Origin of the sequence: Pigmentiphaga daeguensis (genome assembly GCF_039523035.1) — a bacterium.
GTDB classification, from domain to species: Bacteria; Pseudomonadota; Gammaproteobacteria; order Burkholderiales; family Burkholderiaceae_B; genus Pigmentiphaga; species Pigmentiphaga daeguensis.
Map to the genome: position 1 here is coordinate 147,650 of NZ_BAAAEN010000002.1, position 15,077 is coordinate 162,726.

At 64.8% G+C, this 15,077-nt stretch carries 28 protein-coding genes, 1 tRNA gene and 1 pseudogene; 16 read left to right on the top strand and 14 right to left on the bottom strand.

The window, feature by feature from the left end; translation table 11 throughout:
* Position 1 precedes the first annotated feature (1 nt).
* From ABD104_RS03315 to ABD104_RS03365, 11 genes are all read right to left on the bottom strand, one after another.
* A complete protein-coding gene (locus tag ABD104_RS03315; protein WP_343927128.1) occupies positions 2 to 625 on the bottom strand; it encodes a hypothetical protein in 624 nt (207 codons plus the stop codon).
* 2 nt (positions 626 to 627) lie between these two features.
* Entirely contained in the window at positions 628 to 834 is a 207-nt protein-coding gene (locus tag ABD104_RS03320; RefSeq protein ID WP_343927129.1) for a hypothetical protein, read from the bottom strand.
* Positions 824 to 1,666 (bottom strand): hypothetical protein, encoded by an 843-nt coding sequence (locus tag ABD104_RS03325; RefSeq protein ID WP_343927130.1) that lies wholly within the window; start codon positions 1,664 to 1,666, stop codon positions 824 to 826. The genes ABD104_RS03320 and ABD104_RS03325 overlap by 11 nt, the downstream gene beginning before the upstream one ends.
* Positions 1,659 to 2,030: a hypothetical protein gene (locus tag ABD104_RS03330; protein WP_343927131.1), complete on the bottom strand. Its 372-nt coding sequence runs from the start codon at positions 2,028 to 2,030 to the stop codon at positions 1,659 to 1,661. Before ABD104_RS03330 ends, ABD104_RS03325 begins: the two co-directional genes overlap by 8 nt.
* 105 nt (positions 2,031 to 2,135) lie before the next feature.
* Positions 2,136 to 2,372 (bottom strand): hypothetical protein, encoded by a 237-nt coding sequence (locus tag ABD104_RS03335; RefSeq protein WP_343927132.1) that lies wholly within the window; start codon positions 2,370 to 2,372, stop codon positions 2,136 to 2,138.
* An 8-nt stretch (positions 2,373 to 2,380) separates the two neighbouring features.
* Positions 2,381 to 2,665 (bottom strand): hypothetical protein, encoded by a 285-nt coding sequence (locus ABD104_RS03340; RefSeq protein WP_343927133.1) that lies wholly within the window; start codon positions 2,663 to 2,665, stop codon positions 2,381 to 2,383.
* A 537-nt stretch (positions 2,666 to 3,202) separates the two neighbouring features.
* Positions 3,203 to 3,418: a hypothetical protein gene (locus tag ABD104_RS03345; RefSeq protein ID WP_343927134.1), complete on the bottom strand. Its 216-nt coding sequence runs from the start codon at positions 3,416 to 3,418 to the stop codon at positions 3,203 to 3,205.
* 13 nt (positions 3,419 to 3,431) lie between these two features.
* The gene (locus ABD104_RS03350; protein ID WP_343927135.1) at positions 3,432 to 3,632 is read right to left on the bottom strand and encodes a hypothetical protein; all 201 of its coding nucleotides are present in this window, start codon (positions 3,630 to 3,632) and stop codon (positions 3,432 to 3,434) included.
* A gap of 8 nt (positions 3,633 to 3,640) precedes the next feature.
* Complete coding sequence (locus ABD104_RS03355) at positions 3,641 to 3,841, bottom strand: hypothetical protein (protein WP_343927136.1); 201 nt, start codon at positions 3,839 to 3,841, stop codon at positions 3,641 to 3,643.
* Positions 3,842 to 4,460: 619 nt separating this feature from the next.
* Positions 4,461 to 4,844, bottom strand: coding sequence for a hypothetical protein (locus ABD104_RS03360; RefSeq protein ID WP_343927137.1), 384 nt, complete (start codon positions 4,842 to 4,844; stop codon positions 4,461 to 4,463).
* Between the two features lie 279 nt (positions 4,845 to 5,123).
* Positions 5,124 to 6,029: a S24 family peptidase gene (locus ABD104_RS03365; RefSeq protein WP_343927138.1), complete on the bottom strand. Its 906-nt coding sequence runs from the start codon at positions 6,027 to 6,029 to the stop codon at positions 5,124 to 5,126.
* 76 nt (positions 6,030 to 6,105) lie between these two features.
* On the opposite strand from ABD104_RS03365, the gene ABD104_RS03370 reads away from it, so the two are divergent.
* Both ABD104_RS03370 and ABD104_RS03375 read left to right on the top strand, forming a co-directional pair.
* Complete coding sequence (locus ABD104_RS03370; protein ID WP_343927139.1) at positions 6,106 to 6,369, top strand: transcriptional regulator; 264 nt, start codon at positions 6,106 to 6,108, stop codon at positions 6,367 to 6,369.
* Positions 6,362 to 6,586 (top strand): hypothetical protein, encoded by a 225-nt coding sequence (locus tag ABD104_RS03375; RefSeq protein ID WP_343927140.1) that lies wholly within the window; start codon positions 6,362 to 6,364, stop codon positions 6,584 to 6,586. The genes ABD104_RS03370 and ABD104_RS03375 overlap by 8 nt, the downstream gene beginning before the upstream one ends.
* Positions 6,587 to 6,842: 256 nt before the next feature.
* Here ABD104_RS03375 and ABD104_RS03380 read toward each other — a convergent pair whose 3' ends face one another.
* On the bottom strand, positions 6,843 to 7,070 hold the full coding sequence (locus ABD104_RS03380) for a hypothetical protein (protein WP_343927141.1): 228 nt from the start codon (positions 7,068 to 7,070) through the stop codon (positions 6,843 to 6,845).
* A 171-nt stretch (positions 7,071 to 7,241) separates the two neighbouring features.
* Here ABD104_RS03380 and ABD104_RS03385 point away from each other — a divergent pair, with 171 nt between their 5' ends.
* The 9 genes and pseudogenes from ABD104_RS03385 (at position 7,242) to ABD104_RS03425 (ending at position 11,048) form a co-directional block, all read left to right on the top strand.
* A complete protein-coding gene (locus ABD104_RS03385; protein WP_343927142.1) occupies positions 7,242 to 7,541 on the top strand; it encodes a DNA-binding protein in 300 nt (99 codons plus the stop codon).
* Positions 7,542 to 7,859: 318 nt separating this feature from the next.
* Complete coding sequence (locus ABD104_RS03390; RefSeq protein WP_343927143.1) at positions 7,860 to 8,249, top strand: nuclease domain-containing protein; 390 nt, start codon at positions 7,860 to 7,862, stop codon at positions 8,247 to 8,249.
* Between the two features lie 38 nt (positions 8,250 to 8,287).
* A pseudogene (locus ABD104_RS03395) lies at positions 8,288 to 8,425 on the top strand (helix-turn-helix domain-containing protein); the annotation flags it as partial.
* 303 nt (positions 8,426 to 8,728) lie between these two features.
* Positions 8,729 to 9,028 (top strand): hypothetical protein, encoded by a 300-nt coding sequence (locus tag ABD104_RS03400; RefSeq protein ID WP_343927211.1) that lies wholly within the window; start codon positions 8,729 to 8,731, stop codon positions 9,026 to 9,028.
* 2 nt (positions 9,029 to 9,030) lie between these two features.
* The gene (locus tag ABD104_RS03405) at positions 9,031 to 9,675 is read left to right on the top strand and encodes a DUF6475 domain-containing protein (RefSeq protein ID WP_343927144.1); all 645 of its coding nucleotides are present in this window, start codon (positions 9,031 to 9,033) and stop codon (positions 9,673 to 9,675) included.
* The gene (locus ABD104_RS03410) at positions 9,672 to 9,860 is read left to right on the top strand and encodes a hypothetical protein (RefSeq protein WP_343927145.1); all 189 of its coding nucleotides are present in this window, start codon (positions 9,672 to 9,674) and stop codon (positions 9,858 to 9,860) included. Before ABD104_RS03405 ends, ABD104_RS03410 begins: the two co-directional genes overlap by 4 nt.
* The gene (locus ABD104_RS03415; protein WP_343927146.1) at positions 9,857 to 10,243 is read left to right on the top strand and encodes a hypothetical protein; all 387 of its coding nucleotides are present in this window, start codon (positions 9,857 to 9,859) and stop codon (positions 10,241 to 10,243) included. Before ABD104_RS03410 ends, ABD104_RS03415 begins: the two co-directional genes overlap by 4 nt.
* 2 nt (positions 10,244 to 10,245) lie before the next feature.
* Positions 10,246 to 10,431, top strand: coding sequence for a hypothetical protein (locus ABD104_RS03420; RefSeq protein ID WP_343927147.1), 186 nt, complete (start codon positions 10,246 to 10,248; stop codon positions 10,429 to 10,431).
* Complete coding sequence (locus ABD104_RS03425; RefSeq protein WP_343927148.1) at positions 10,428 to 11,048, top strand: DNA-binding protein; 621 nt, start codon at positions 10,428 to 10,430, stop codon at positions 11,046 to 11,048. Before ABD104_RS03420 ends, ABD104_RS03425 begins: the two co-directional genes overlap by 4 nt.
* A gap of 121 nt (positions 11,049 to 11,169) precedes the next feature.
* Here the strand turns inward: ABD104_RS03425 and ABD104_RS03430 are convergent, their stop codons facing one another.
* Both ABD104_RS03430 and ABD104_RS03435 read right to left on the bottom strand, forming a co-directional pair.
* The gene (locus ABD104_RS03430) at positions 11,170 to 11,580 is read right to left on the bottom strand and encodes a type II toxin-antitoxin system HicB family antitoxin (protein ID WP_343927149.1); all 411 of its coding nucleotides are present in this window, start codon (positions 11,578 to 11,580) and stop codon (positions 11,170 to 11,172) included.
* A gap of 11 nt (positions 11,581 to 11,591) precedes the next feature.
* On the bottom strand, positions 11,592 to 11,774 hold the full coding sequence (locus tag ABD104_RS03435) for a type II toxin-antitoxin system HicA family toxin (RefSeq protein WP_343927150.1): 183 nt from the start codon (positions 11,772 to 11,774) through the stop codon (positions 11,592 to 11,594).
* Between the two features lie 80 nt (positions 11,775 to 11,854).
* On the opposite strand from ABD104_RS03435, the gene ABD104_RS03440 reads away from it, so the two are divergent.
* The 5 genes from ABD104_RS03440 to ABD104_RS03460 all read left to right on the top strand — a co-directional run bounded on the left by ABD104_RS03440 (position 11,855) and on the right by ABD104_RS03460 (position 15,055).
* A tRNA-Met gene (locus tag ABD104_RS03440) sits at positions 11,855 to 11,930 on the top strand.
* A 16-nt stretch (positions 11,931 to 11,946) separates the two neighbouring features.
* Positions 11,947 to 12,300, top strand: a complete 354-nt coding sequence (locus ABD104_RS03445; RefSeq protein WP_343927151.1) for a hypothetical protein — start codon at positions 11,947 to 11,949, stop codon at positions 12,298 to 12,300.
* A 2-nt stretch (positions 12,301 to 12,302) separates the two neighbouring features.
* Complete coding sequence (locus ABD104_RS03450; protein ID WP_343927152.1) at positions 12,303 to 12,683, top strand: HNH endonuclease; 381 nt, start codon at positions 12,303 to 12,305, stop codon at positions 12,681 to 12,683.
* Between the two features lie 167 nt (positions 12,684 to 12,850).
* Complete coding sequence (locus ABD104_RS03455; RefSeq protein ID WP_343927153.1) at positions 12,851 to 13,333, top strand: phage terminase small subunit P27 family; 483 nt, start codon at positions 12,851 to 12,853, stop codon at positions 13,331 to 13,333.
* A 6-nt stretch (positions 13,334 to 13,339) separates the two neighbouring features.
* On the top strand, positions 13,340 to 15,055 hold the full coding sequence (locus ABD104_RS03460; RefSeq protein ID WP_343927154.1) for a terminase large subunit: 1,716 nt from the start codon (positions 13,340 to 13,342) through the stop codon (positions 15,053 to 15,055).
* Positions 15,056 to 15,077 lie beyond the last annotated feature (22 nt).

Below are 15,077 nucleotides of genomic sequence, written 5' to 3' on the forward strand. Positions count from 1 at the left end.
ATCAACCCTCCCGAGGGCGTTGGGGAGCGAGCGACGGCGCGGCGCCAATGCGTGCTTGCAATTTCTCGATGTGGCGCTGTTGAGCGGCGATCAGGGCGGCATCGGTTTCGACGCCGTAGAACTTGTACAGATCGTCCTCCGGGCCGGCGGCTGCCATCGGGACGTGCTGCGGTGCCTGGGCGGCAACGGGGGCGGCCTTGAGGGCGGCAGCTCGAATGAGCAACTCGGCCGTCTCACGGCGAATTACCGTGGCACTGGCGGTTGCCGACACGGGGCGCGTCCAGATGGCATCGATCTCTGCGTCTGTCAGCCCTCCCAGGTCCGCGCTCGCGGCCGGTGCCTGCCCGCTGGCCTGGGCTGCGGGGGACACAACATCCTCCCACAGCGTGCGCACGCGTCCGACGTTCAGCGCGCCACCCTCGGTGCGGCACCGTTCGGGATCCAGGCCAACGATGCGCAGGATGGCGTCCACGTCGTCGCAGTCGTCGCCCAGGGCCGGAGGCGTGGGGGCGGCGTCGAGCATGGCCTTCCACGCATGGCGCCCAATCCAGTTTTCACCCGCGATGACCATTTCTAAGGTCGGCTCGGCCGGCACCAGCCGCCACTCTTGTCCGTTAATCAGCATTGTTAGTCCCCTGAAATCATGCGCCTGATGCGCTCAACGACTTTCGCCTGAGCCTCGGTCAGCACATCCTCACCGCCCTCGTAGTCCAGGGCTCGGCAGTAGAGGTCATCGCCGAACAGGGAGTACAAATCGGCCGCCTCGATCAGCGCTGCGGCGTTGTTCAGGGCTGCGCGCATCGCCTCTCGCTTTCCGATCTTGTTAATCGCCATGGCTCGCTCCTTGGGTGGTGAGGGTGGCAGGCGCGCCGGGCAGCGACATCCAGTGAGTGGGTTTGATGTGCCAGCAGTTGGGGGGGTCTTCGGCTTCCACTGCCGTCTCGAACCAGCCCGGCTCCGCATCGTCCGGGTCTTCCCAATGCTCAGCGATGTAGTCGGCGCTCATCCACTTGCCGCGCACTGTGCGCCACTTGCCATGCGAGTTGCGGTAGCCGAGTAGGAGCGTGCGACCGTCCTTCGGTGCCGTCTCGATATCCAGCCACTGATCCGTCACGGCTGGCGCAGCCTGCGGCGCAGCAGGGGCCACCAGGGCGGCGCGGGCTTGCCATACGGCCCAAGCTGATTGAGTCTGCGCCAGTTTGTAGACCCCGTTCGCATTTCGCTCGACAGCCCGCGGGCTCTCGCCCTCGTCGCTGGCCCACCACTCGAACGACTCCCGCTCGTCGGCAGGCACCGTTGCAGCGGCAGGCTGTGCTCGCCGCAACTCGTCGTTCTCCCGCTCAGACTGCGCGAGAGCCGATTTCAGCAGCGCGACGTGGGCGCGCAGGCCCTCAATTTCGTCGGGCGTTGCTGCGGCAGGTTGGGCGCGCACGTATTCGATGTCGGTGTCGTTCACCCGGTTTTCACACCAGGTCACCTCCGCCAACTGGCTAAATGGAGTATCCGGGGTGACGTCCTCGCCGATCACCAGGAAGATGCGATCGGGGGCGCCCACCGGTGCAGCACTCTGCCCGCTGGACGGTTGCTGTGCGTCCCGGGCCTGGCGCTGCTCCATCTCACGCCAGGCCGCCTCTTCCTGCTCTGTCACAGGGATTTCGTCACGCATGGCGTGCCTCCTCGTACGGTAGCCAGGTGGTGACCGGCATCCCGGTGATCTTGCTGATGACGATGGTGCCCTTGTCGTCCACCTTGGGCCCGCGGACCATGAGACACCCCCCCCTGACGGTGGTGGAGCGGTGGGCGATGTCGAGCCATTCCCGGGCGAATTGGGGAGCGTCGAACGCAGGCGATATCTGGCGAGTTTTCCGTTTCTCGAACAGCTCCGCGGCGCGCGCATCGACCAGGGCCGCGCGCTCCTCGCGCGTCAGCTCGCGGCGGTTGACGCCGGCGCCGGTGTACCAGCCGATCTCATCCTCGGCCATGGCGCGAGCGACCAGCGCAGTCATGCCGAACACGCAGAAGCTACTCATCATCGCCTCCATCCAGTTGGGGCCAGTGCAGGAGGAACCACATAGCGGTTCCGGTGATGCCGAGGGCGGCGCCGACTATCAGGCCAACGGCAAGGACGAATAGCGTCATAGCTGCGCGTCCGGGTCGATGCCGTGAACGGCCAGCTGGAGCCGCAGGCGGTGGATCTCGTCGTTCGCGTTCAGCAGTTCCACGGAGCGCTGATGCAACGCCAGCGTCTGACGCTCATAGAGCCCCCTGGCGACGTCGCGGGCCGCGCAGGCGCTCTCGTAGTCGGCACGCGGAACAGTGGAGGAGGGCAGGCGCACCGCGCGCCGCCTAGCGGGGATGGTTTGTATGTGCATGCTGGCTCCTAGGTGTGCTGCGGCATGAGCCCCTGGGCGTGCGCATAGCCCGCCTGGAACTCCTCGAATTCGGGGGAATTGGTCGCGGGCCGGCCGTAGCGACCCAACGGGTCGGCCATGTACCGCGCCGCGTGGGCGACCATCATTCCCTGCTTGAACGCCTCGGACCGCTCGACGCCGTCGCGCTGGACCATCCGCTCCGTCCACGCCCAGGCGGACTCCCGGCGGTAGATCTGGCCCTCACGTCGCGGGTTCATGTAGCCCCGGCGGTGCCGCTGTCTCAGGTACGTCATTGCGGCTCCTCATCCAGGCGGAATGCGCGCATGAACCTCGGCGGGTCGTAGCGGCAAACCTCGTCCTCGGGCAGGCAGCGGGCGAACCGGCGGCAGTGCGCGAAATGCGCGCAATCCCTGCACGTGTTCCCGCTGGGCAATTCCTGCATCGGGTCATGCCCCGAGCCGCGTCGACGTGGCTGCATGGGCGTAACGGCTCCGTACGTCATGACGGTCGCCTCCTGCAATGAATGGCGCCGGCCGGGCGCCGCGGTACTGACTCCATCAGGTCCGACCACTCCCCGCTCCCATATGGCAGGGTTCCTCGCTGCGATCTCAGTGATCAAAAATGCCGCGCCGCCAACGCGCGACCGGAGAATGGTCGGATCGGATGGAGCCATCACAGAACCTCGTCCCAACGAATGCGGCCGCGCCACACATGGCCGCAGCTCACGCACCGCAACTGGTGTTTGACCTGGCCGTCATTGCCCTGGTGGTAGCCTCGGACATGGCAGCTCGGGCACGTGCGCTCGACCAGGACGGTGCGAACGGTCGGGATCATGCATCCACCCTCACCAGGGAGCCGAAATCGTCCACGACCGCTTCAGCGTCATCGGGTCGACCCAGGAAAATCCATTGCTCACTGCCCTCGGTGAACGCAATGCGCCACTTGCCCGGGGCGCAGCTGTCGGCATGGCGGAAAAATCCGAGCGCGCCGCGATACATGGCCATGCCTCTGCCGTGGTGGCTGTCGTATACCTCGGTGGTTGTCATAGAGGCCTCCAGTTCAGAGAATCAGATCGCCAGCGCACTCGCCGTCGTCGGCCCGCAGGTGGGACACACAATCCTGGGCGCGCCGGCAGCAGGTGCCGCACGCGGCTTGCCCGTAGCGACGCGCAATTTCCGCGACGCGCGGGTGAGCATTGATGTCTTCTAGCTCGCGCTGGGACAGCGGCTGCTGGCAGTTGTGGCAATGGGTGGGCAGCATGGCGGGCCTCAGGCAATGTCGAGGCGCAGGCCACGGGGACGCCATGCCTTGCGCTGGCCGCAGTAGGCTCGACGGGCGTAGAACAGCGCGCCTTCGGCATTCCAGCCGTCGGCACGCAGCGACAGATATACGTTTGCGTCGAAGGCGTGGCCACGCGCGTCCGCGAGGCGGTAGACACGCTTGGCAAATCCGAGCTGCTTCGCTTCCATTCCCATCCTCCTGGTGTGTGGGGACGGGATGAATATTAGGCGTAGCCTAAATATCTGTCAATAGGCGTTGCCTAATTTTTTCCTTGTGCGGGATGTGAGCAGGGCAGTTATGATCCTGTTACACATAGACAGAGGGAGAGGGAAATGAGAAGGGCTCTTTTGCCTGTGGTGGCAGTGGTGATTGCAGGCTGCGCTAATCCCCAGAGCCAGCGCCCGGCCTATACGCCGATGAACACAGCAGCGCCAACGTGCGCCAGCTCGAGCGAGTGTTCAGCGATGTGGTCTCGGGCCCGCGATCAGATTCAAGCGCTGACGCGAATGCGTCTTCGAGTGGCCACCGACTCGTACATGGAAACGTATGTCGGTCACGGCGTTCCCCTGGTCGGATACGTCGAGCGGATCGATCTGGGCAGCGGGAAATACGAGATCCGTGGAAGGGTTGCTTGTCAGCGCCCAGGGCTTTGTAGCGACCTCCCAGAGAGGGCAACGGACCTATTTAACATCAACGTCGGTCGCGGCTAGATCCACCTGTCGGGACAACAAAAAGCCCAGCTAGGGGGCTGGGCTTGTGTGGTCAGGGAGTGGGAAGGGGAGGCCAATTAGTAGCCTGCCGCAACCTTCAGATCCACTTGAAACCCTTTGCCAATACGATCAAGAGGGCAGCGAATCCGCCGATAACCCAATAAAGTTGAGTGCGAACGTCGCCGCGGACCTGCCGGATATCTGTCTTGATTTCCTTGAGATCGCCCTGGATGTACTCAACGCTTGCCTTGAGTCTAGCCAATTCAGATTGCATGCCAGCATCATCCGGCGGTCGCGTCGGCGTGTCAATAACGAGGGTGCCGCTGTCGCCAGTCGGAACGCTACGTTGGTAGGCGCCGGTCCCCGTGCTTGCGGTAATAATGGTAAGCGAAGCCCCCGGGCTTTGGCGCGCCGTTGGGTGGACTTGTAGATCGATGGCGCGAGAAGCCTGGGCCTGCGAATAGTCCGGCGTAGCGTCCATCAGTCTTGGCGCTGTTCGATCCCAAGGATCTTTCCGAGGGTCGAGTGAAGAGCCCTAGCTTGTTCCTCAGACATCGTGAACGTCGCAAGCGCAAGTTTGCACAGCTGATAGTCGTCTCCCAGCGGATACGGAGCCTCGCGCTGGAAAGAAATCATTATTTGATCAGCGACGGTACGCGAGATCCGCCCTACGGACGCTGAGTCTGACGTTTCGGATATATATCCATCGCTCTTGATTAGCGGCTTTTCCACGCTTTCCACTTGGGGTTCCTTGTCAGTTTCAAATCTCTTCCGCCTGCAACAACACAGCTCTTCCAATCATGAACGTCCCCTCATCGGCATGGATGGGCGGAAACTGCGTCTTGTCTGGGTTGTCCGAGGTGAGGTACCAGCGGTTCAACTGCTTCTTCAGGCGCTTCAAGACGAACTGGCCTTCGTGGTTGAACCCGTACACGTAGCCGTTCCGGCGGTCGGTGTCCGCGGTGTTGATCAGGACCAAGTCGCCTTCATCGACCCGAGGCCACATCGATAGTCCTCCCACGCGGGTGGCGAACAACTTTTCGGCCACGAAGCCCTTCCGCTGAAGCCACTCACGCGAAACGTAGATCGCGCCTGCCGTGCCGTTGCCGGTCTGATCGAGCGAGAACCCAGCGACGCCGGCCCGGATCTTGATCTTCTTCAGGGGAATGGCGACATAGCCCGGGTCGTTCGCTGCCTGTTCGACTGGTAGGACGATGGGTTGGGGGTTCGCCTTTGGCGCCGCCGATGCCGGGGCGACATCCATTTTTAGGTTGAGCTGGGCGATAGCCAGGGCGATAGCGCCTTCGAGCCGCCGCAGATCGGCTTCGCCCAGGCCGCGCACCTTGTTCTCGGGAATGGAGGGGAAGGGCCAGTCGGGAGCTCTCTCTACCACTTTGGCGGACCGCTGCTGTTCCGGCATGGGGCTTCCCATATCGGGCCAGCCCTCAAGCCCCCAGTGCGTGGGTCCGACCACGTCCGCAAAGTATCGCCACAGCTCCGGCAGCTTGTCCTTTGAAATCGAACCTTTCTTGATCCAGTCGTAAATCGACGGAGTACGGACGTTAAAGTGCTTGGCCACATCCGCCTTTGAGCGAATCGCGCCACTTGCAATCTTTGCGTCAATAGCCGCACCGATAGCGCGGCCTAGATCAGTTCCATTAAGCATCGCCTAACTTTCCGTCCCGGCAAGGAATTAGGCAATTCCTATTGACTGAAATTAGGCGTAGCCTAATAATGGCGTCATGAACCCAAATCATGACCTTCTCCCTATACGTACTGCATGCGACATCTTCGGTGGTCAGTCCGCTCTGGCGCGCCGCCTTGGGGTCTCCGCAGTCACCGTGAACCAATGGCTGAAGCATGAGCGCCCGGTGCCAGCTGCGCGCTGCGTTGCCATCGAGCGTGCGACCAACGGCGCCGTAACACGCCAGGAACTTCGCCCGCACGACTGGGCGGAAATCTGGCCCGAACTCTCGGGGCAGGAAGAGGGAGCCCCCCATGCGTAGCCCCCGCATCAAAGCTGCGCTGCGGCGCGCGTGGGGCCGGCTGGTGCTGCGGGCGATCCGGCCGGCGCTGGAAGAGTCCGGCCGAGCCGCCGTCGAGTTGTCCAGCGACGGCCAGACGTACCAGGCCGGCATCGGCATGACCACCGACGGCCGGATATATCGAGCGGGGATCGATCTGGCTAGTTCGCAGGCTTCGCGGGAACGAGGTTCAGTATGACTTGGCCCTCTGCACCGTCTGCCCCGACCCTGAACTCCCGGCTGTGCACTAAGTATGCGCCGGGGACTCCCGGAAACGATATGGCGTCCCCTGCCACTGGTGCGAAGGGAATAGGAAAAACGAGCTTTTCCAGGTGTTTCGGCTTTGCTGTTCCGATGAAATTCAGCATGACTGGTTCGGTCATGGCCATCTCCTTTTGTTTGGGTTGTGTGTGTAGGAGCCGCAATTCTAGACGGCTGGGGATGGCCGCCCATCATCAGTGCAGCGTCGGGCGCTGGCGCGGGTGGATGGTGGTGCCCAACGTGGCGCCCGCGCAGACCTCCGAGAACACGGCCAGCACGGCCGCTTCGCTCGGGCTAGTCAAGACCTCGCGGGCAATGATCGCCGCGACTTTGAGGCGTTGCTCGGCGTCGATTGCCGCATCGATCTCCGCTTGGTCCGTGCCCAGCTCGCGTGCTCGTTCGATCCAGTTCGCAAATGACATGTCTTTCCTCCGTGAAAAGGGGATGGTGGCCAGGCTGCGCGTCGCCGTCGATTCGGGGATCCCGAATCGTGGTTTCTGCGTAGCCAGGGCTCGATCGTTTGTCCATGGCGCCAGTGTGCCGCCGCACACGTGCAGGCGCATTCAGTCTTTTTTGTGAGAGGTTGAGCAGCCATGAACGCTGTTGCAGCAGTACGCAAGCCGAGCATGGAGCGCATGTTCCGCGAGGCACTGTCCGACCCGTCGACCCGCGCCGATGTGCGCGGCGCCCTGGGCTGGGACGACAGCCAGGTCAGCCGCTTCCTGTCGGGGCAGACGGGGCTGACCATCGACAAGATCGACGCCGCCATTGGGGCTCTGGATCTGGTAGTGACCAGCCGTCGGTACATGGATTTCCTGGCCTACGGCAGCCAGATCGGTGCCGCGTGTCATTGCGCGCGCGCCGGCATGGGCGAATGCGGGGCGGGCCGGTGAGCGCCGCTCAGCAACCGCCAGCGCCGCCGGCGAACCCCTACCAGCAACCCGATGGCCGCATCCAGATCGGCCCCAAGGATGTGTGATGACGTGCGATCGCTGCACCCCGTCCACGTACCGGGCTGATTGCGTGGCCTGCGGCGTCCGCCTGGTGCTGTCCGCAGAGTCGAAGGCCGCACCCAAGCTGGCACGCGAGCTGGCGAAAGGGCACTTGCTGTTCATCGAGCGCCGCGCTGGGCTGGATGTGCGGAAGGCGGTTGGGGCGAAGCTGCGAGGCAAAGCATGAAGCGATCCGCACCCCTACGGCGCAGAACACCGATGGCGCGCGGCACGAAGCCCATGAAGCGGACCCGGATGCGGAGAGGCCGGCCGAAGCCGCGCGCCGGGCACGACCCGAAGATGCGGAAGGCCTGCGAGGGACAACGCTGCTGGTTGATCCTGCCCGGCGTGAAGTGTGCGGGCCGCGACACGGTGGTGCCGTGTCATGCCAACTGGGGCGAGTTCGGCAAAGGCATGGGGCTCAAGGCGCCCGACAAGTTCACAGTCCCGGGCTGCGCCAGCTGCCATCGCGAGCTGGACCAGGGCAAGCGGTTTACCAAGCAAGAAAAGTGGGAGTTTTGGACGACGGCGTACCGAGCATGGTCCGCCTATCGGGACTTGAAGATCACCTCGGCCGAGGCCGACGAGTTTGAGGACGTGCCGGTATGAGCACAGTAGTTATGTCGGCCGTCTGGCCGTTGCAGGGAATGACGCCTGCTCAGAAGGCGGTGTTGGTATCGCTCGCCGATCAGGCGAACGACGAGGGCGTTTGCTGGCCATCTGTGGCGAGCATCGCCATGCGCACATGCCTGTCGGAGCGAGCCGTGCAAACCGCTATCAAGTGGTTGGTGCAGGCCCGGGTAGTGGCTCTTCGACAAAGGGAAGGGCGGTCGACCATTTACCAGGTGACCCCCGCAGCGTATGCACCCCCGCAGGAAATGCACCCCCGCAAATCCCGCACCCCCGCAGCAAATGCACCCACCCCCGCAGATGCTGCACCCCCACCCCCGCAGCAGGTGCACCCCACCCCCGCAGATGCTGCACCCAGAACCGTAAAGGAACCGTCATTTGAACCGTCAGGGAACCGCAAAGGGGCCGCCCCGCGGCCTGCGGCTGGCGCCGCCTCGGACCTGCCGGCCGGGAAGTCGGTGGAAGAGCTGAACAAGGACGAACTGTGGGCGGCAGGAAAGTCGCTGCTGCTGCAATCGGGCATACCGAAAGCGCAGTGCGGCAGCTTCGTGGGCAAGCTGGTGAAGGACTTCGGCGCCGACGTGGTGATTGGGGCCGTGCGCGCTGCCGTCGTTGCCCGCCCTGCTGATGCCGCTACCTACCTCGTCGGCGCCTGCCAGACCGCAGCAGGCCAGCGGCCCAAGGCGCTGGGCAAGCAATCGGCGCTCGAACAGCACAACTTCGATGTCGCCCGCCGGCTGGCGGCGCAGGAGGCCTAGCCATGGTGGCAACGGATCGCGTGGAGTTCTTCACGACCTTGGCGGGCGTGTACGCGCTCTACCGGCAAGAGCTGTCCGACTTCGTGGGCAGCATCTGGTGGAAGGCCCTGGCGCCCTACGACCTGGCCGCCGTGAATGACGCGTTCGGGCGTCACTGCGTCAACCCGGACGCGGGGCAGTACCTGCCGAAGCCCGCCGACATTACGCGCATGCTCCAGGGCTCGACCCAGGACGCCGCGCTGGTGGCCTGGAGCAAGGTAGACCGCGCCGTGCGCAGCGTCGGCACCTATCGCTCCGTCCAGTTCGATGACGCGCTGATCCACAGGGTGGTGCAGGACATGGGCGGCTGGGTGCAGATCGGCTCCAAGTCCGAGGACGAATGGCCGTTTGTCGCCAAGGAGTTCGAGAACAGATACCGCGGCTATCGAGGCCGCAACCAGATCCCCGACTATCCGCCGGTGCTGGAGGGCATCGCTGCGTCGCAGAATGCCCAGCTCGGGTTCGCCACCGAGGCGCCGGCGTTGATCGGTGACCCGGCCCGAGCCCGCGCGGTCGGCCTGGGCGGCGTGAACGCGCCCACGGTGGCGATTACCTACGCGGCGCCGCCGGCGTCGATGCGGCTGGCCGACGGCCGGAGGTCGGCATGACGAACGTGAACAGGGCGGCCGAGGCGGCGGCGCGGGAGCTGGCCCAGGCTCAGCCGGTCGGGCACGACGTGCGGTGGGCGCATCGCATCCTGGAGCGTGAGGCGTCCGGCCGCAACAGGCCGCCCGCCGCCGTGCTTCGGATGGCGCGGCGCGCGCTCGGACTGCCGGAGGTGCCGCAGCAATGAAACGCACCATACCCGCCCGACGCGCCGTGCGCCCGCGTGCAACGCGCCCGGCTGGCCCCAGCCATCTCGAAGAGATGTTCGCGCTGCACCTACTCGCCGAGCGCCTGCCGGCGGCTCAGCGCGAATATCGCTTCGCCCGTCCCGAGCGGCAATGGCGCTTCGATTTCGCCTGGCCAGCCGCGCTGGTAGCTGTCGAGATTGAAGGCGGCATCTGGGCGAAGGGTAGGCACACACGCGGCTCGGGTTTCACCGACGACTGCGAGAAATACAACGCGGCGGCCCTGCGCGGGTGGCGCGTGTTTCGGTTCACGGATGCCATGGTGGAGTCCGGAGCCGCGATCAACACCATCAAGGCGGCCCTGGCCGCGGAACCGAAGGAGTGACCATGCGAGGTTTCAGCGTCATCAACCCGAACGCACCGGCGCCGGCCCCGGCGAAGAACTGGAAGCGGCCGCCCATGCAGACAGACCGCGCGATGGCGGCTGCGCTGGAGCGCGCCCGCGCCGCGCAGCCGCCGCTGTCCGCCATGCGTGGCGGCAAATCGAAGGACACTCTTAAGGAGATCGAATGAGCACGATTGCCCCGTCGGCCGGCACACTGGCGGCCGAGGCACTGTTCCCCAGCGCACACGCCGCCGCGACGTTCGCATATCGGTTCTCGACCCAGCAGTACGGGAAGTCGGCCATGGCCATCCTGATGGCCGGGCCGACCTCCACCGGCAAGGGGCTCGGCGGCATCGACGGCGCTGCGCAGGCGGGCATGATTCGTCGGCTGGTGTCGGGCCTGGGGCCGCTGCACGAATCGATCATCATGGCGCGATTCCTACCCCGCACGCTGTCCTGCGCGTGCGGGTCGGCGTGCTGCAGCGGCGTAGCACCGAACTTGGAGTGGCGCGCCGCCGTGCGCCGCATCGCAGATATGGCGCTGACCTACACGCCCGCATGCGTGTCCAGCATGCAGCTTCGCATGGGGGTGGTGGCCAAGCACTTCGGAGAACCCGTGGAGCTGGGCGCGCTGGCGGATCGATGCATGGTGCATCGGAACACCGCATCGAAGCATGCGGGGTTGATCCTGCGCTGGCTGCGCGGGCATCCGGCGCGCCATGGCCGACCAGCCGAGGTAGGGGAGGAAGACCAGGCCCAGCAGCGGCTGGCCGATGTCCTGGCCGCCGCTGGGCTGGTCGCATAAAAAACACGCCCCTTGTGCATTTCATGCACATTTTGGGGTATTATTTGGCAAACTCGTTTGAGTTGCGCCCAAAGCCCGCTAGTCACCCGACAGCGGGCTTTTTTCCGCTCCGTGCCGCGGGTCAGGCATGTTTCAGCGAGTCGGGGCGCAGCGCCATTTGTGCGATGTACGCCGAGCGGCTAGCGCCGGCGGCGCGGGCCTTGGCGTCGAGACGGGCCAGCACCCGACGGGGCAACGTGATGTTCACGCGCTCGATGGTGTCGTCCATGACCGCGGGGTCAATCTCCGCGATGGCCCATATCCAGCCCTGAAACTCGGGATTGGCCTGCAGATCCGTGATGCTGCTGGGCTCGGGAATATCCTCCCCCGCGTCGATGGCGGCTTCGATCCAGGCTTCTATTGCCTCCTTGGCGTTCTCGATCGCTTCGTCGATGCCTTCATCGGCTGCCGAGAAGCAACCAGGGAGATCCGGGACGACAACGCCCCACGCTTGAGTGGCGCTGCCGGGTTCAATGGCAATGGGGTATTTCATGGTGGTCATCCTTATTTCAGTCCAGCTTGTTTGAGCAGCTTGGCAACCAGCCCAACGCCCAAATCCTTTTTCGGGTGGGGCACGCTGATGTGCCCAGGGCGGTCTGGATGGTGGTAGACGTGATGGGAGCCTTTCACTCCCCGCAGTACCCAACCTGCCGCCTCCAGTTGCTTGATTACGTCTCTGCTGTTCATGGTGTGTATTATACACACTGACTGGCAGCGTAGCAAGAAGTTCCAGCCCTAGCGCGTTATGGCGCCGGGGCTTTTGTATCTGTGGGGTAGCGCAGTAGGCAGCGCGCCGGGCTCATAACCCCGAGGTCGGCGGTTCGAGCCCGTCCCCCGCAACCATCTTCGCGAGAAATCCATGACTCAACCGAAACAGCGCACGCTGGCGCGAGCCGCGGGCTACCTCTGCACGCGTATCGTCGGCCATGCCGCCAGCACCTTGCGCAACCCTGGCGGTACCGATGTTGCCCTGCACCTGCACGGCGAGGAGGTCGCGCCCGTGACGACAGGCGGGTACGGCGTAGTGCCGGTGTCCCTGGGCACCATCGTGCTGACGCAGGACCAGGCGCGTGCCATCGCCCAGTCTCTGCTAGCCGCGGCAGACAGCGCCGGCAGCCCACCCGCGCCGGCGCCGGAGCCGACGGCACCTGTGCCGAGTGCGCCTACCGCGCCGCGTGCGCATGGCAAGGCGCGAGCTCGGGCCAAGGCGTAGGAATGGCCCGCCGGCCTAAGTACCCATGCCGGCATCGCGGTTGCCCGGCGCTGGTTGATGGTCCAGGCTATTGCCCCGCGCACGCCTCCGACGCAGGGTGGCGATCCGATCAGCTGCGCGGCAATCGCCACCAGCGTGGGTATGGCACCGATTGGGACAGGACGCGCAAGCGCATCCTGGCGCGCGACGGCTACCTGTGCCAATGCGAGGAATGCCAGGCCGAGGGACGGCCGCTGCTGGCTACCGAGGTCGATCACCGCATCCCGAAGGCTCGAGGCGGCACGGACGACGAGAGCAACCTGCGAGCGATCAACCGGGACTGCCACAAGCGCAAGACGCAGCGCGAGAGCCGGGATGCACGTCGACGGTCGCTCCATCGTTGATCGTGCCTCCACGGGCCTGTATCGCGGCCGGAGAGGCCGTCTCGGCGGCCCGGTCGGTCCCCGCGCAGGGGTGGGGGGTGGTCGAGACCTCGGCGGGCGCGAGCCCCGGACCACCCGTCCAGTCGAATTTTTACGCCCGCGAAAAATGAAATTTAGGAGTTGAGCCGATGCCTGGGGTTACCGGGCGCTCCGGCCGGAAGCCGAAGCCCACGGCAGCAAAGGACCTGGCCGGCAACCCCGGCAAGCGAGCGCTGAACAAATACGAGCCGAATTTCGGCGCCGTCGTCAACATTGACCCGCCGGAATGGTTGGAAGGCCCGGGCCGGGAGCTGTGGGAGCACCTGGCGCCCTTGCTTTGCGCTCAGAAGATCTTGCAAGCGACGGATATCCAGAATCTGGAGGCCTACTGCGCCGCATACGGCCGCTTTCGGGCTGGCCAGGCCGACATCGCTCGGCACGGCATTACCGTCGCCGGCGCCCAGGGCGGCGTGGTGAAGAACCCGGCCGCGACCATCATCAACGAGGCGTTGAAACAGATGGCGACCTACGGCGCCATGCTCGGGCTGGATCCGTCCAGCCGGCAGCGCCTGCAGGGTCCGAAGAAGCGCGGCGATGGCAATCCCTTTGCGGCTCTGCTAGGACCGAGGTAATCGAGCATGGCGAAAGCTGAGTATCCGCGCTGGGCCGCGGGGCTTCAGTTCGCCCGCGACGTGGTGCGGGGCAAGATCCCCGCCGGCCGGTATGTGGTGCTGGCGTGCCAGCGGCACCTGGACGACCTGGAGCGCTCGAAGACGCGCGACTTTGCGTACAAGTTCGACCCGGCCGCCGCCGAGAAGAAAATCGGCTTGATTGAGCTGCTGCCGCACACGAAAGGAGAATGGGCCTTCAAGCGGCAGCTGGTGACGCTGGAGCCCTGGCAGTTGTTCGGCATCGGCTGTACGTTCGGCTGGGTGCACAAGAAGACTGGCCTGCGCCGGTTCCGCGAATCGTACTGGGAGGTTCCGCGCAAGAACGGTAAGAGCGTGATCGCCGCCGGCGTCGGCCTGGGCATGTTCGTGGCCGATGACGAGTTCGGCGCCGAGGTGTACTCCGGCGCCACTACGGAAAAGCAGGCCTGGGAGGTGTTCCGTCCGGCGCGGCTGATGGTGAAGCGGTCGCCCATGCTGATGGAGCATTGCGGGATCGAGGTCAATGCCCAGAATCTGAACATCCCAGCGGATAACAGCCGGTTCGAGCCCATCATCGGCGACCCTGGCGACGGGGCGTCGCCGTCTTGCGCGATCGTCGACGAGTATCACGAGCACGCGTCTGCCAGCCTGTACGAGACCATGCTGACCGGCATGGGCGCCCGTCGCCAGCCGCTGATGTTCATCATCACGACGGCCGGCGCGGACATCGAGGGCCCGTGCTACGACAAGCGTCGCGAAGTTATCGAAATGCTCGACGGCACGGTGCCGGACGAAGAGCTGTTCGGCTGGATCTGGACGATCGACGAGGGCGACGACTGGACCGATCCCAAGGTGTTGGCCAAGGCCAACCCGAACATGGGCGTGTCGGTCTACCAGCCGTACCTGGAGAGCCTGCAGCAGCGTGCAATCCGCCGGGCGCGTTTCACGAACACGTTTAAGACCAAGCATCTGAACGTGTGGGTCACCGCGAAAAGCGGTTACTTCAACATGGAGCGCTGGCGCGAGCTGGCCGATCCATCGCTGACGCTGGAGCGGTTCGCCGGCCAGTCGTGCAACCTCGGGTTCGACCTGGCACGGAAGCTGGACATGAACAGCATGGCGCGGCTTTTCTGGCGCGACATTGAGGGCGTGCGGCACTACTACAGCGTGGCCCCACGGTTTTGGGTACCTGAAGAAACGGTGCGCGACACCGACAACAAGCGCATGGCCGAACGGTATCAGGCTTGGTTGAACCAGGGGTTGTTGTACGACACGCCGGGCGCCGAGGTCGATTATCGCGAGATCCTGGCCGAAGCGGTGGAGGCCAACCGCGAGACACCTGTCGAGACATCGTCGATCGACCCGCATGGCGCGACTGCGCTGGCCCACGACCTGGACGACGAGGGGCTGACGCCTATCGTCATCACCCAGAACTACAAGAACATGAGCGACCCGATGAAGGAACTCGAGGCCGCCATCATGGCCGGGCGTTTCCATCACGACGGCAACCCGATCATGACCTGGTGCGTAGGAAACGTGGTCGGCAAGTACCTTCCGGGCAATGACGATGTAGTGCGCCCCATCAAGCAGGGCGACGACAACAAGATCGACGGCGCGGTAGCGCTGATCATGGCTATCGGCCGCGCCATGCTGGGCGACGGCTCGACGACGGTTCAACAAGGGTTTGTGGTGATCGATGCTTAATATCTTCTCTCGCAAGGCTCCG

What these genes read in the sequence shown, in the direction of transcription:
- ABD104_RS03315 (WP_343927128.1), bottom strand. Translation starts at nt 625, where the DNA reads ATGCTGATTAACGGACAAGAGTGGCGGCTGGTGCCGGCCGAGCCGACC.
- ABD104_RS03320 (WP_343927129.1), bottom strand. Translation starts at nt 834, where the DNA reads ATGGCGATTAACAAGATCGGAAAGCGAGAGGCGATGCGCGCAGCCCTG.
- ABD104_RS03325 (WP_343927130.1), bottom strand. Translation starts at nt 1,666, where the DNA reads ATGCGTGACGAAATCCCTGTGACAGAGCAGGAAGAGGCGGCCTGGCGT.
- ABD104_RS03330 (WP_343927131.1), bottom strand. Translation starts at nt 2,030, where the DNA reads ATGAGTAGCTTCTGCGTGTTCGGCATGACTGCGCTGGTCGCTCGCGCC.
- ABD104_RS03335 (WP_343927132.1), bottom strand. Translation starts at nt 2,372, where the DNA reads ATGCACATACAAACCATCCCCGCTAGGCGGCGCGCGGTGCGCCTGCCC.
- ABD104_RS03340 (WP_343927133.1), bottom strand. Translation starts at nt 2,665, where the DNA reads ATGACGTACCTGAGACAGCGGCACCGCCGGGGCTACATGAACCCGCGA.
- ABD104_RS03345 (WP_343927134.1), bottom strand. Translation starts at nt 3,418, where the DNA reads ATGACAACCACCGAGGTATACGACAGCCACCACGGCAGAGGCATGGCC.
- ABD104_RS03350 (WP_343927135.1), bottom strand. Translation starts at nt 3,632, where the DNA reads ATGCTGCCCACCCATTGCCACAACTGCCAGCAGCCGCTGTCCCAGCGC.
- ABD104_RS03355 (WP_343927136.1), bottom strand. Translation starts at nt 3,841, where the DNA reads ATGGAAGCGAAGCAGCTCGGATTTGCCAAGCGTGTCTACCGCCTCGCG.
- ABD104_RS03360 (WP_343927137.1), bottom strand. Translation starts at nt 4,844, where the DNA reads ATGGACGCTACGCCGGACTATTCGCAGGCCCAGGCTTCTCGCGCCATC.
- ABD104_RS03365 (WP_343927138.1), bottom strand. Translation starts at nt 6,029, where the DNA reads ATGCTTAATGGAACTGATCTAGGCCGCGCTATCGGTGCGGCTATTGAC.
- ABD104_RS03370 (WP_343927139.1), top strand. Translation starts at nt 6,106, where the DNA reads ATGAACCCAAATCATGACCTTCTCCCTATACGTACTGCATGCGACATC.
- ABD104_RS03375 (WP_343927140.1), top strand. Translation starts at nt 6,362, where the DNA reads ATGCGTAGCCCCCGCATCAAAGCTGCGCTGCGGCGCGCGTGGGGCCGG.
- ABD104_RS03380 (WP_343927141.1), bottom strand. Translation starts at nt 7,070, where the DNA reads ATGTCATTTGCGAACTGGATCGAACGAGCACGCGAGCTGGGCACGGAC.
- ABD104_RS03385 (WP_343927142.1), top strand. Translation starts at nt 7,242, where the DNA reads ATGAACGCTGTTGCAGCAGTACGCAAGCCGAGCATGGAGCGCATGTTC.
- ABD104_RS03390 (WP_343927143.1), top strand. Translation starts at nt 7,860, where the DNA reads ATGGCGCGCGGCACGAAGCCCATGAAGCGGACCCGGATGCGGAGAGGC.
- ABD104_RS03405 (WP_343927144.1), top strand. Translation starts at nt 9,031, where the DNA reads ATGGTGGCAACGGATCGCGTGGAGTTCTTCACGACCTTGGCGGGCGTG.
- ABD104_RS03410 (WP_343927145.1), top strand. Translation starts at nt 9,672, where the DNA reads ATGACGAACGTGAACAGGGCGGCCGAGGCGGCGGCGCGGGAGCTGGCC.
- ABD104_RS03415 (WP_343927146.1), top strand. Translation starts at nt 9,857, where the DNA reads ATGAAACGCACCATACCCGCCCGACGCGCCGTGCGCCCGCGTGCAACG.
- ABD104_RS03420 (WP_343927147.1), top strand. Translation starts at nt 10,246, where the DNA reads ATGCGAGGTTTCAGCGTCATCAACCCGAACGCACCGGCGCCGGCCCCG.
- ABD104_RS03425 (WP_343927148.1), top strand. Translation starts at nt 10,428, where the DNA reads ATGAGCACGATTGCCCCGTCGGCCGGCACACTGGCGGCCGAGGCACTG.
- ABD104_RS03430 (WP_343927149.1), bottom strand. Translation starts at nt 11,580, where the DNA reads ATGAAATACCCCATTGCCATTGAACCCGGCAGCGCCACTCAAGCGTGG.
- ABD104_RS03435 (WP_343927150.1), bottom strand. Translation starts at nt 11,774, where the DNA reads ATGAACAGCAGAGACGTAATCAAGCAACTGGAGGCGGCAGGTTGGGTA.
- ABD104_RS03445 (WP_343927151.1), top strand. Translation starts at nt 11,947, where the DNA reads ATGACTCAACCGAAACAGCGCACGCTGGCGCGAGCCGCGGGCTACCTC.
- ABD104_RS03450 (WP_343927152.1), top strand. Translation starts at nt 12,303, where the DNA reads ATGGCCCGCCGGCCTAAGTACCCATGCCGGCATCGCGGTTGCCCGGCG.
- ABD104_RS03455 (WP_343927153.1), top strand. Translation starts at nt 12,851, where the DNA reads ATGCCTGGGGTTACCGGGCGCTCCGGCCGGAAGCCGAAGCCCACGGCA.
- ABD104_RS03460 (WP_343927154.1), top strand. Translation starts at nt 13,340, where the DNA reads ATGGCGAAAGCTGAGTATCCGCGCTGGGCCGCGGGGCTTCAGTTCGCC.